This window comes from Pandoraea terrae (genome assembly GCF_902459695.1).
Classification (GTDB): Bacteria; Pseudomonadota; Gammaproteobacteria; order Burkholderiales; family Burkholderiaceae; genus Pandoraea; species Pandoraea terrae.
In genome coordinates, this window is record NZ_CABPRZ010000025.1 from 44,789 (window position 1) to 56,808 (window position 12,020).

The following is a 12,020-nucleotide window of genomic DNA, read 5'->3' on the forward strand; positions in this document are numbered from 1 at the left end:
CGGTTGCCTCGCTACTTGCCCTTGGCGCTGATGATCGCCTCGGAGACGTTGCGCGGCGCCTCGGCGTAGTGCTTGAACTCCATCGTGTACGTGGCGCGCCCCTGGGTGAGCGAGCGCAGGCCTGTCGAGTAGCCGAACATCTCGGCCAGCGGCACTTCGGCGCGCACGATCTTGCCGCCGCCGATGATGTCGTCCATGCCCTGCATGATGCCGCGCCGACCCGACAGGTCACCCATCACATTGCCCATGAACTCTTCGGGCGTTTCCACCTCGACGGCCATCATCGGCTCGAGCAGCACCGGATCGGCGCGGCGCATGCCTTCCTTGAACGCCATCGAACCGGCCATCCGGAACGCGTTTTCGTTCGAATCGACGTCATGGTACGAACCGAAGAACAAGGTCGCCTTGACGTCGACGACCGGATAGCCGGCCAGCACGCCCGCGTTCAAGGTCTCGCGAATGCCTTTGTCGACGGCCGGGATGTATTCGCGCGGCACGACGCCGCCCTTGATGGCGTCGATGAATTCGTAGCCCTTGCCGGGCGCTTGCGGCTCGAGTTTGAGCACGACGTGACCGTATTGCCCGCGGCCGCCCGACTGCTTGACGAACTTGCCTTCGACTTCGTCGCAGGTCTTGCGAATGGTCTCCCGATAGGCCACCTGCGGCTTGCCGACAGTCGCTTCCACGCCGAATTCGCGCCGCATGCGGTCCACGAGAATCTCAAGGTGCAACTCGCCCATGCCCGAGATGATCGTCTGGCCGGATTCTTCATCGGTCTTGACGCGGAATGACGGATCCTCTTGCGCGAGACGATTCAGCGCGAGGCCCATCTTTTCCTGATCGGCCTTGGTCTTGGGCTCGACGGCCTGGGAGATCACCGGCTCCGGAAACTCCATGCGCTCCAGAATGATGACCGCTTCCGGATCGCACAGGGTGTCGCCGGTGGTCGCTTCCTTGAGGCCGACTGCGGCAGCGATGTCGCCCGCGCGCACTTCCTTGATCTCAAGCCGCTGGTTGGCGTGCATCTGCAGGATCCGGCCGAGCCGTTCCTTCTTGGTCTTGACCGAGTTGTACACGGTGTCGCCCGATTGGACCACGCCGGAATACACGCGGAAGAAAATCAGTTGCCCGACGAAGGGGTCCGTCATGATCTTGAACGCGAGCGCCGAGAACGGCTCCTCGTCCGACGGATGACGCTCGATGATTTTGTCGTCCTCGTCATGACCTTCGATGGCGGGTACGTCGATGGGCGAGGGCAGGTAATCGATCACCGCATCGAGCATGGCCTGCACGCCCTTGTTCTTGAAGGCAGTGCCGCACAGCATCGGCACGATCTCGCCGGCAACCGTGCGCTTGCGCAGACCGCGGCGGATTTCGTCTTCGGACAAGCCGTCGCCGCCGAGATACTTCTCGAGCAAGGTTTCGTCGGCCTCGGCGGCGGCTTCGATCATCTTCTCGCGCCACGCTTCGGCCGTCGCCTGCAGGTTGGCCGGGATGTCGACGTACTCGAATTTCACACCCTTGGACTCTTCGTCCCAGACAATGCCTTTCATCTTGACGAGATCGACCACGCCCTGGAAGTTGTCTTCCGCGCCAATGGGGATCTGGATGGGCACGGCGTTGCCGCGCAACCGCTCGTGGATCTGCTTGTGCACGCGAAAGAAGTCCGCGCCGATGCGGTCCATCTTGTTGACGAACGCGATGCGCGGCACGCGGTATTTGTTGGCCTGGCGCCAGACCGTCTCGGATTGCGGCTGCACGCCGCCAACCGAATCGTAGACCATGCAGGCGCCGTCGAGCACACGCATGGAACGCTCGACTTCAATCGTGAAGTCGACGTGCCCCGGCGTGTCGATGATATTGACGCGATGTTCGGGATAATTGCCGGCCATGCCGCGCCAGAAACAGGTGGTGGCGGCCGAGGTAATCGTGATGCCGCGCTCCTGCTCCTGCTCCATCCAGTCCATGGTGGCGGCACCCTCGTGGACTTCGCCAAGCTTGTGGTTGACGCCCGTGTAGAACAGGATCCGCTCGGTCGTCGTTGTCTTGCCTGCGTCAATGTGGGCGCTGATCCCGATGTTGCGATAGCGCTCGATAGGGGTTTTTCGGGCCACGGTACACCTCGGTCAAGGTGAGGGAGAAATGAGCAAAAGTCATCATACTCCAATGTCGATTCCCCGGTCACGACGGCCACGCCGACATCATCTGCCGGCGTGGCCGAGGCAAGCCGGGCGCAAGCCACCGGCCTGATTGGGCGCTGCAGTTCAACGCCCGCGTTCGGCGTATCGGTGAAATGCCTTGAGTCGCGGCCCCGGCAATCAGCGGCCCGCGCGGCTTTGCGAGAACTGGAGTACCGGCGCACGCGGCATATCGGGCGCCACGGCGGCGGCGTCCAGCGGCGCCGCCAGCAGATCGTGCGCATTTCCCGCGATGTGGAAGATCGCGACGGCCTCACGCAAGCGGCGCGACTGTTCCTCGAGCGATCCGGCCGCCGCGGCCGCTTCCTCGACCAACGCGGCATTCTGCTGCGTCACCTGGTCCATTTGCGAGACCGCGGTGTTGACCTGCTCGATGCCGCCGCTTTGCTCGCTCGATGCGGCCGAAATCTCTCCCATGATGTCTGTGACACGCTGCACGGCCTGCACGATCTCGTCCATGGTGCGGCCGGCGTCGCGTACCTGCCGCGAGCCCTCCGTGACTTGCTGCGCCGACGATTCAATCAGGGTCTTGATCTCCTTGGCGGCCGCCGCGCTGCGCTGCGCAAGGGTTCGCACTTCGCCGGCCACGACGGCGAATCCTCGGCCTTGCTCGCCGGCGCGCGCTGCTTCGACGGCGGCGTTCAGTGCGAGGATGTTGGTCTGGAATGCAATGCCGTCGATGACGCCGATGATGTCGCCGATCTTGCCCGAACTTGCCGCAATGCCTTGCATCGTGCCTACCACGTCGCCGACCACTTGGCCGCCGCGTGCAGCGATCTCGGAGGCGTTGACGGCCAGTTGGCTCGCCTGGCGGGCATTGTCGGCGTTCTGCTTGACGGTGGCCGTCAGCTGTTCCATCGACGATGCGGTTTCTTCAAGCGATGCGGCCTGTTCTTCGGTACGCGCCGACAGGTCGGTGTTGCCCGCAAGCAACTGACCCGATGCCGAGCAATACCGCTGCCGCCCCGATGCCGGACATCAGCATTTTCGCGAAGGCGATATCGTCACGCGTCTGTGCGCCGCTTTTTTCGACGATGGCGCGTTGCAGCGCGACCAGTTCCAGTGCTTCGCTTTGCATGACATCCAGTGTGGGCAGGGCGTCGCGCCGGGCGATGTCGAGGGCAACATCGCGCTGATTGCCAGCCAGCGCCTTGATGATCGCGTCATTGGCAAGGATGAACGCATCGTTTTGCTGGCGCAGCTTGGCGATCAGGGCATGACCTTCGCTGGTGGTCACGTACTTGTCGAGCACGTCCTGTGCCAGTTGGATGCTGGCCAGGTTCCTCGCGATGCGCTCGGCGTCGACCTTGCGCTGCGCGGGGTCATCCGTTGTGAAATATTCCAGGGTTCGGCGCGCGTTGCCCCGCACCATCGAACTGATGGTGTGCGCGGCATCCGCCTTGGCCCACGAGCGGGTGACCAGGATGTCGTTAGATTGTTCAATGGCGATGAATCTCGCCAACGCGATGGCCAGCAACGCCAGCAGCATCACGATGAGGGTGCCGAAGCCCAGTCCAAGCCGTGTCCTGATTTTCAAATCTGCGATTCGCATGTGTGGTAACTCCAATGGATTTATTAGTAGTGTTGAGCATACGCCGTGAAGACCGGCGCATGTTGTGCTGCGGAGCTCGGAAGTGCACGAGACCGAGGCGCGTCAGAAAAAGGCGCGCCTCATATAGGTAAACGACGGCGTACGAACGTCCTTGAATGGTGGGCTAGGCAAACCGGACGACATAGATCGGCGGAAAGTGCGCCGATACGCAATGCCAATGATCGCCGCCGTCCGGGCTGGTCCATAGTCCGCCGGTCGTCGACCCCATCGCCAGGCGTCGCCCGCCGCTGTCGATGGACAGGCCGTGGCGATAGATAAGGTCGAAGGCGGGTTCGGCGGGCAGTCCGTCGGTCAGGGCCGTGAATGTCTCGCCGCCATCGCGCGTGCGGTTGACGATGAGGCGGCCGTCAACGGGCATGCGGCACTCGTCCTTGACGGCCGGTACGAACCACGCGAGGTCGGGATCGTCAGGATGTACCGCGACGGCAAAGCCGAAACTCGACGGCTGCGCCTGGATGCGGCGCCAGTGGTTGCCGCCGTCCACCGTGCGGAAGATGCCGTTGTGGTGCTGCGCCCAGAAAGCGTCGGGCGCGCCCGCGCATTGCACGAGCCGATGCACGTCCTGCACGTTCGGATCGAGCCGCCGTTCGGGCGGCATGTAGTCGGCTTCCATGCCGGCCGCCGCAAGCCGCCATGTCGCGCCACTGTCGCGGGTCGTCCAGACACCCCCGGTGGACACGCCGATTGTTACATGCGCACTCGTGCGCGGATCGATGCAAATGCTGTGGATGCCCGGGTGATCATAGCCGCCGCCCATCCACTCCGAGCGCTCGGGAAGATTCCAGAGCGTGTCGACCAACGTCCACGTGTCGCCGCGATCGTGCGAACGAAACAGGCCGCCCGGGATCGTGCCGGCCCAGAGTTCGCCCGGCGCGTCCGCGCCTGACGCTTCAAGACACCATATCTGCTCGACGGACGGCGCGTCGCTGTCTGCGACGCCGCCACCTTCTCCGCCTTCGCCACTCCCGGCATCGTCGTTGCCCACGGCAGGGAACGCGGGCGCGGCGCAGGCCGTCCACTCGGTGTCGCCGGGCGTACGCCGCCACAATTTGACGCCGAAATGTCCCAGATTGAGGGCCACGTACAGCACATCGTCACGCGGGTCCTGCAGCACCATGCTGACGGGCTCCCCGCGGAATTCGGGCGTGGATGACACGGCGGACCAATGTTCACCTTCGCGGCGCAGCGTAAACAGGCCTTTGCGGGTGCCGACGTAAAGCGTCTCGTCCATGGAATGTCTCCAGTACGGTTGTGCGCGGGTTCAGCCGCCCGACAATGCCTGCACCACGTAGACCCGACTCGTGGCCTGTAGCCGGTCGGACAGGGCGCGCCGGTCGCGAATCATGGTGCCGTCGATAAAGATGGTGACGTGCGGGCGCAGGCGTCCCTGGTCGTCGAACAGGTAGGCTTGCAGGCCGGGCGCCTGGCGCAGGCAGTCATGGAGCGCAGCGGCGACGGTTTCGCCGCCGACATCGAGCGGCGGCACGGCCACGTGCCGCTGGATCGCGGGCGCAAAAGTCACTTGCGGCATGATCGAAATCGAAATACCAGGGTGACGGTCGTTACAGTGTAGGCCATTGGCCAATTTGCAGGGCCGGCCGTACTCGGCATGGCCATTGGCCTGTGGCTGCGCAGCACGGACCGGGTGCGGCGCCAGGCATTGCGAGGTTGTCAGCCTGCGGCCGGCGTCGGCACGACGGGGGGCTGGCGTGACAGCTCGCCGCCGCCATTGTCGGTGGCGCCGTGCCGGCTGGCGTTCCATTGCGCCAGCCACGGCTCCAGGTCGTGGGGCGCGAGCGCCGGTGAGAACAAATACCCCTGAGCGACACGGTAGCCTTGCGAGACCAGGACCGCACGCTGGTCTTCGTTTTCCACACCTTCGGCGACGACCGTCAGATGCAGGCTGTGGCCGATGCTGATGATGGCGCTGGTCAGCGCGCGTACGGTTTCGTCGCGCGCGACATCATGGACAAAGCTCCGGTCGAGCTTCAATTCCGAGACCGGCAGGCGGCGCAGGTAGCCAAGGCTCGAGTAGCCCGTGCCGAAATCGTCCATCGACAGACGCACGCCCAGCGCATGCACCCGGTCGATGATCCGCAAGGTGTTCGGATTATTGTCCATCAGCACGCTTTCCGTGATTTCGATCGACAGGTTGGACGGCGAGAGGCCGAATTCGAGCAGGGTTTCGGCAATCTTGTGGGGCAGTTCATGATCGTGAAAATTGGTCGGCGACAGATTGACGGCCACGGTGGAGATGCCGATGCCCCGGTCGCGCCAGTCCGCCAACTGGCGGCACGATTCGCGCAATGTCCAGGTGCCGAGTTCGCCGATCAGGCCGCATTCTTCCGCCAGTGCGATGAACCGGCTCGGCGCAATTTCGCCCAGCTCCGGGTGCATCCAGCGTGTCAGCGCCTCGACGCCGCATACGTGTTCGTCGAGCAGATTCACCTGCGGCTGATAGTGCAGCCGCAGCGTGCCTTGGCGCAGGGCGTCGCGCATCGCCGTTTCCAACTCGAGCCGTTCCTGCGCCCGTGCATCGAGATCGTCGCTGAAGAAGCACACGTTGCCCCGGTTGGTCAGCTTCGCCTGATACATCGCCATGTCGGCGCGTTGCAGCAGGGTATCGAAGTCGCGGCCGTCGGCCGGGTACAGCGAGACGCCGATGCTGCCGCTCGGGATCAGCGTCACGCGGCCGATCTTGCACGGCGCGGACAGGGCCGTTTGCAGCCGGTTGATGGCGACATTGACGCTTTCCCGGTTGCACTCGGTGAGGACAACGACGAATTCGTCGCCCGAGAGCCGCGCGACGATATCCGCGCCTCGCAATTCACGTCGCAGGCGCTCTCCAACCGTGCGCAGCAGCGTGTCGCCGGCCTGGTGGCCCAGCGAGTCGTTGACTTGCTTGAAACGGTCGAGGTCAATGAACAGCACGGCCAACGATGCTTCGAGCCCTTGCGCGCTGGCGACTGCCTGCACGGCGCGCGCATGCAGCATGCTGCGGTTGGGCAGGCCTGTCAGGCTGTCGGAAAAGGCGAGCTGGCGGATGCGGGCGCGCGATTCATCGCGCTCGAAAGCGAGCTTGCACAGATGCACGCAAACGTCGAGCAGCTGCTCGTGAAGGGCGTCGGGGCCGCGCTTCGTACGGTAATAGAACGCCAGCGTGCCGCACACCCGTCCGTCGTTTGCAACGATCGGCATGGACCACGACGCCGCGAGGCCGAACTGCTTCACGACGAAGCGGAAATTGGCCCACAACGGATCCGTCTCCATGTCCGTGACGATCACCGGCCGGGCGAAATACGCTGCCGTGCCGCATGTGCCGGCATACGGGCCGATCGCCAGGCCGTCGACGGCTTCGTGGTACTCCGGCGGCAGGCTGGGGCCGGCAAGGGTGTGCAAATGGCCGGTTTCGTCGACGCGCAGGATCGACGCGAGCACCTCCGGCGCGATGGTTTCAAGTTCGCGGCAGATCAGCGTCATCACTTCCACGAGCGGCGCGTCGCGCACCATCGCGGCCAGCGCCTTGTGCTGGAGGACTTCCTGGATTTTCGACTGGGTAATGTCGGTAAACAGGCTGACGATGTGGATCAGCTCGCCGGCTTCGTCGAAGATCGGGTTGGAAACGAGCGAGACCCACAATGGCTGGCGCAGCTTGTCGAGTACGAGGACTTCGGTGTGGCAGCCCTGGCCCTCGCGCACGGCCATGAGGCTTTCGCGAAATGCCTGGCGCAGGGCCGGCTGCTCGCCGAACGGTTCGCTTGCCAGGCGCCCGACGATATCGTCGGCCGTATAGCCGAACATGCGTGTGAAGCCGGCGTTGACATAGCGCGCGCGGCCAATCTTGTCACTGATGAGCACCGCATTGTCAGTGGCGTCGACACCCAGCGAGAGGAGGTGCAGGCGTTCGTCGTCGGCCAGTTCGCGGGTGACGCGCGCGGTCACGTCGGCGCCCAGTTTGATGACCTCGACCAGGTGCCCCTGGTCGTCGAGCACCGGGTTGTAGGTCGCCTCGAACCAGACCGGGGTGCCGTCGCGCGCGCGTCTGCGAACGAGGGCGGTCACGGGCTTTCCCGCGCGCAACTGGCGCCAGAGTTCGTCGGTATCGGTCGGCTGCGACGGGTCGCTCAGGATGCTGTGGGGCTGGCCGATCAGGTCACTGCGGGCGTAGCCGACGGCGGCCAGCAGATTGTCGTTGACATCGGCAATGCGGCCGTCCGGTCCGAGCGTAAGCATCGCCAAAGACCGGTCGAGCGCGGCCAGAAGCGCATCCTGACCGGCGGCAGAGCCAGGCGCGCCTGGCGGCGATTGGCGGGACTCGACCATCGCAAAAGCTTCCCCTGAGGCTTGCGGTTGACGGCCACTAGCCGCCTGTTCGTTTCGTTGGACCGACGCGTACGGGTTTTCGAGGCGGCCGCGCCACGGTACGCAGCTTTCCCGGCTAGTATAACGTTCGGCGTGTGACACTCCGTGCTCGACTCGTCGGAAATACCCGGAATTCGTCGAGGCAGGGTTTGGAACACACGTTTGATTGTGGGCTACCGGAAGGCGCCGCGCATCCTCGCTTCTCCCTAGGCGGCGATCACGCGGATGCGCACCCCGGTCAGCGACACTGTCTGGCCGGCGCGGATCTTGCACGTCTTGCGGGTTTCCATCTTCCCGTCGACGGACACGTTGCCGCTGGCAACGAGCGCTTTGCCGGCGCCGCCGGAATCGACTACGCCGGCGAGTTTGAGGAGGTCGTTGAGGGCGACGAACTCGCCGGTCAACTGAAATTCAAGGTTTTGCATGACGGACTTCGATTAGGTCACGCCCGTTCGGTGCGGGGCGTGCAAGGCGGGCATTGTCGCCCGTCCGGGCCCGCCTGCCAAGTGGGGCAGACGGGGCGGGCCGCGCCGGCGCGGCCTCTGCCCCGCGTGTCAACGCTCGATCACGTGCTCGATGCGACGGTCCGGGATCAGCCAGACCAACGCCACGATCGCGTAAATCGCGAGCGATACCGCCGGAAGGACAAACGAGAGCGCGATGGCAAACAGGTATGCCACTACCGACAGCTTGCCCTTGACGTCGCGCCCGAGCGCGGCGGCCAGCTTGGCGTTTTCGCCGTGCTGCGCGAGCAGCGCCCGGGTCAGCAGATAGTAGGCGATGGCCGCCATGGCGAGCACGACGCCATACAACGCCGTGGGCCATGGCGTGAAGTGGTTCTCGCCCATCCAGCGGGTCACGAACGGCACGAGCGACAGCCAGAACAGCAAGTGAAGGTTCGCCCACAGGACACTGCCCCCGATGCGCTGGACCACATGAAAGAGGTGGTGGTGATTGTTCCAGTACACCCCGACGTAGATGAAACTGAGGATGTAGGTCAGGAACGTCGGGGCGAGCGGCAGCAGATCGTCCAGTTCACTGCCGTGCGGGGCCCTCAGTTCCAGCACCATGATCGTGATGATGATGGCGACAACGCCATCGCTGAACGCTTCGATGCGCGTCTTTCCCATGGCTAATTGGCTGCCACGCGGTTGCGTCCGGCATGCTTGGCCGAGTAGAGCGCCTGGTCGGCACGCCGCAGCAGCATGCTGAACTGGCTGTCGTCGGCGGCGATGCCGCCGATGCCGATGCTGACGGTAAAGCGCACCTGGCCGGCAGGGCCCGGCACCTGGGCGGCGCCGATGGCCTTGAGCAGGCGCTCGGCCGCGTGACCGGCGCCGACAGCGTCCGTATCGGGCAGCAGCACGGCGAATTCTTCGCCGCCGAGGCGTCCGACGTGGGTGCCTTTGCGCAGCACGCTGCGGGCGATCAAATAGAGTTCCGTAATCACCCGGTCACCGGTGTCGTGTCCCCAGCGGTCATTGATCGCCTTGAACTGATCGATATCGAGCACCAGGGTGCTCAGGTTTCGCGGCTCGTTGCGCGCGCGGGCGAACGCGCGGTCGGCTTCCTGCAGGAACGCCCGGCGATTGAGTGCGCCCGTGAGCGGGTCCGTCGTCGCCATCGCGTGGAGCGCGCGGTTGACGCGGCGCAGTTCGAGTTCGTTGACGACCAACGCGGACAGGTCTGCCAGCAGGCCGCGTTTTTCCGCGTCGAGCGTGCGCGGATGATGGTCGATGACGCATAGCGTGCCGAGCGGGTGGCCTTCCGGCGTACGCAGCGGCGCCCCGGCGTAGAAGCGGATATGCGGCGCGCCGCTGACGAGCGGGTTGTCGGCAAAGCGGCGATCGCTCTGCGCGTCCTGGACGACGAAAACCTCATCGCTCGTGATCGCGTGGGCGCAGAATGATACGGAGCGCGGGGTTTGCGCCGCGTCGAGACCTTGGCGCGCCTTGAACCATTGGCGCGACTCGTCGACCAGCGAGATCAACGAGATCGGCGCGCCCAGCATATGCGTCGCGAGCCGCACGATGCGGTCGAACTCTGGTTCCGGCGGGGTGTCGAGGACATCATAGCGGCGCAGTGCCGCGAGGCGGGCGGCCTCGTTGATCAGCAACGTCTCGGACGCAGAAGCGGTCATGAGCGTAGTCTTGGGAGAGGGACGCGTTGATTGGCATGGCGGCCGATGTACCGGCACGCCGAATTGGCGATCATTGTGCCGCGCGAGGCGCGGCTTGGCAATTCCGGAGGTGGGCATGGCGCAGCTTCGCATCGGCACGGCATCCTGGACAGACAAATCCCTGATTGCCTGCAAACGCTTCTACCCCCGTGGCGCGAGTACGCCGGCGGCGCGGCTGGCCTACTACGCGAGTCAGTTCGCGGCCGTCGAGGTCGACAGCAGCTATTACGCGATGCCGAGCGCCTACAACGCGCAACAGTGGGTCGAGCGCACGCCGGCGGATTTCGTTTTCCATATCAAGGCGTTCCGGGCACTCACGCACCACCAGACGCCACGCGTGGCATTGCCGCCCGCGGTGCGCGAAGCCTTGCCCGGGGAAACGCCGAACGTGTATTACAAGGACATGCCGGCCGAAGTCGTCGACGCGTTGTGGGCGGATTATCGTCGCGGCATTGCGCCGTTGCGCGCCGCCGGACGCCTGGGTGCGGTCCATTTTCAGTTTGCGCCGTGGGTGACGTTCGGGCCGCCCGCGTTCGCGCACATTGAGGCGTGCATCGGGCAGTTGCCGGACGTGACGCTGTCAGTCGAGTTCCGGCACCGGTCGTGGTTCGCGCCCGGGCATCACGAGGCGACCTTGCGGTTCCTGTCCGATCACGGGCTGGTCCATACGGTTGTGGATGAGCCGCAAGGCTTCGCCAACAGCGTGCCGGCGGTCTGGGCGATAACGAATCCGTCGCTGGCCGTGGTGCGTTTTCATGGGCGTAATACCGTCACCTGGAACCAGAAGGGGCACGCGAGCTCCGGCGACCGATTCAACTACGACTATAGTGACGAGGAGCTGCGTGAACTTGCTGAACAGATGCGCCGGCATCTGGCAGGCGCGCAGAACGTCGCGGCATTCTTCAACAACAACTACGAGGATCAGGGGCAGCGCAACGCGCGCACGCTGATGGAAATCTTCGGGGTGCCGAGACCGGCTGACCGGCTGGCATAGCGGGAAATGAACGCATCTTCGCGCGCATGACGTCCGTCGATCGACGTTCTTTATCGGAGCGCCTTGGTGTGCCGACAGGCGCATGCTAGGATGCCCGAGGCGGCCATCAGCGTAGGGGGGACAAGAAGCGCAACGGCTAGCCGCACATGATTGCCAATCGACAGGAGACACGTATGAGCGTTTTTGCCATCAATGGCGTTCGCCTGAATGATGATACGGGCCGCGTTACCCATGTGCGATGGGCTCGCGTCGACACGGATACCAACACGTGGGCAGCGGAGCCGGCGGTCGATCCGGTCATCGACGTGGTTGAGGTCATCATGGGCGGGGATCACGTCTTCACGGTCTTCCGTGACGGTGCGAATACGATCCCCGGCCCGAGAGTCCGAATCGACATACTTCCCGGCGGGGTCGAGACATTGGCACTCGAAAACGCAGGGAAGCATCAGACCTTCCAGAATTTACCCCGGATCTAGATTCGTTCGATAAGACAGGGCGAGCCCGCACCGCCTCAGCGCGAGTGCGAGCTCGATGCCCGGCGGCGCTTGCGCGGCCGGCGGCGATCGGCTAGATTTGTCCAGCGACGAGTATTCGAGGCAGTCCGGCGGCGTTGTGTCGGGGATGATAGCTCGGGGTGGAGAATGGCGAAAGTCGAAGGCTACGCATCGTCGGCGC

The 12,020-nt window shown here is 64.5% G+C and carries 10 protein-coding genes and 1 pseudogene; 2 read left to right on the forward strand and 9 right to left on the reverse strand.

Translation table 11 applies throughout. The features are described from left to right. Positions 1–11: 11 nt before the first annotated feature. The 9 genes and pseudogenes from fusA to PTE30175_RS22480 all read right to left on the reverse strand — a co-directional run bounded on the left by fusA (position 12) and on the right by PTE30175_RS22480 (position 10,312). Entirely contained in the window at positions 12–2,114 is a 2,103-nt protein-coding gene (gene fusA / locus PTE30175_RS22440) for an elongation factor G (RefSeq protein ID WP_150699291.1), read from the reverse strand. Positions 2,115–2,318: 204 nt separating this feature from the next. Continuing rightward, positions 2,319–3,140, reverse strand: a pseudogene (locus tag PTE30175_RS22445) (methyl-accepting chemotaxis protein); the annotation flags it as partial. Further along, positions 3,073–3,750, reverse strand: coding sequence for an MCP four helix bundle domain-containing protein (locus tag PTE30175_RS22450; RefSeq protein ID WP_150699292.1), 678 nt, complete (start codon positions 3,748–3,750; stop codon positions 3,073–3,075). The gene PTE30175_RS22450 and the pseudogene PTE30175_RS22445, both read right to left, overlap by 68 nt. Positions 3,751–3,913: 163 nt before the next feature. Beyond that, complete coding sequence (locus PTE30175_RS22455; RefSeq protein WP_150699293.1) at positions 3,914–5,041, reverse strand: exo-alpha-sialidase; 1,128 nt, start codon at positions 5,039–5,041, stop codon at positions 3,914–3,916. 30 nt (positions 5,042–5,071) lie between these two features. After that, positions 5,072–5,341 carry a ubiquitin family protein gene (locus PTE30175_RS22460; RefSeq protein ID WP_150699294.1) on the reverse strand — a complete coding sequence of 90 codons (270 nt, stop codon included), beginning with the start codon at positions 5,339–5,341 and terminating at the stop codon, positions 5,072–5,074. Positions 5,342–5,481: 140 nt separating this feature from the next. After that, the gene (locus PTE30175_RS22465; RefSeq protein WP_150699295.1) at positions 5,482–8,133 is read right to left on the reverse strand and encodes a sensor domain-containing protein; all 2,652 of its coding nucleotides are present in this window, start codon (positions 8,131–8,133) and stop codon (positions 5,482–5,484) included. A 245-nt stretch (positions 8,134–8,378) separates the two neighbouring features. After that, positions 8,379–8,597, reverse strand: a complete 219-nt coding sequence (locus PTE30175_RS22470) for an RNA-binding S4 domain-containing protein (protein ID WP_150699296.1) — start codon at positions 8,595–8,597, stop codon at positions 8,379–8,381. Positions 8,598–8,726: 129 nt separating this feature from the next. Then, positions 8,727–9,302 carry a TMEM175 family protein gene (locus PTE30175_RS22475; RefSeq protein WP_150699297.1) on the reverse strand — a complete coding sequence of 192 codons (576 nt, stop codon included), beginning with the start codon at positions 9,300–9,302 and terminating at the stop codon, positions 8,727–8,729. Positions 9,303–9,304: 2 nt separating this feature from the next. Beyond that, positions 9,305–10,312: a GGDEF domain-containing protein gene (locus PTE30175_RS22480; protein ID WP_150699298.1), complete on the reverse strand. Its 1,008-nt coding sequence runs from the start codon at positions 10,310–10,312 to the stop codon at positions 9,305–9,307. Between the two features lie 115 nt (positions 10,313–10,427). On the opposite strand from PTE30175_RS22480, the gene PTE30175_RS22485 reads away from it, so the two are divergent. Then, positions 10,428–11,345 (forward strand): DUF72 domain-containing protein, encoded by a 918-nt coding sequence (locus PTE30175_RS22485; RefSeq protein ID WP_150699299.1) that lies wholly within the window; start codon positions 10,428–10,430, stop codon positions 11,343–11,345. A gap of 173 nt (positions 11,346–11,518) precedes the next feature. After that, positions 11,519–11,821 (forward strand): phosphatidylserine/phosphatidylglycerophosphate/cardiolipin synthase, encoded by a 303-nt coding sequence (locus tag PTE30175_RS22490; RefSeq protein WP_150699300.1) that lies wholly within the window; start codon positions 11,519–11,521, stop codon positions 11,819–11,821. The last annotated feature ends 199 nt before the right edge of the window (positions 11,822–12,020 follow it).

Excerpts from the sequence above, each read along its gene's own strand:
- PTE30175_RS22480 (WP_150699298.1), bottom strand. The coding sequence starts at position 10,312 with ATGACCGCTTCTGCGTCCGAGACGTTGCTGATCAACGAGGCCGCCCGC.
- PTE30175_RS22475 (WP_150699297.1), bottom strand. The coding sequence starts at position 9,302 with ATGGGAAAGACGCGCATCGAAGCGTTCAGCGATGGCGTTGTCGCCATC.
- PTE30175_RS22490 (WP_150699300.1), top strand. The coding sequence starts at position 11,519 with ATGAGCGTTTTTGCCATCAATGGCGTTCGCCTGAATGATGATACGGGC.
- PTE30175_RS22450 (WP_150699292.1), bottom strand. The coding sequence starts at position 3,750 with ATGCGAATCGCAGATTTGAAAATCAGGACACGGCTTGGACTGGGCTTC.
- PTE30175_RS22455 (WP_150699293.1), bottom strand. The coding sequence starts at position 5,041 with ATGGACGAGACGCTTTACGTCGGCACCCGCAAAGGCCTGTTTACGCTG.
- PTE30175_RS22470 (WP_150699296.1), bottom strand. The coding sequence starts at position 8,597 with ATGCAAAACCTTGAATTTCAGTTGACCGGCGAGTTCGTCGCCCTCAAC.
- PTE30175_RS22465 (WP_150699295.1), bottom strand. The coding sequence starts at position 8,133 with ATGGTCGAGTCCCGCCAATCGCCGCCAGGCGCGCCTGGCTCTGCCGCC.
- PTE30175_RS22460 (WP_150699294.1), bottom strand. The coding sequence starts at position 5,341 with ATGCCGCAAGTGACTTTTGCGCCCGCGATCCAGCGGCACGTGGCCGTG.
- PTE30175_RS22485 (WP_150699299.1), top strand. The coding sequence starts at position 10,428 with ATGGCGCAGCTTCGCATCGGCACGGCATCCTGGACAGACAAATCCCTG.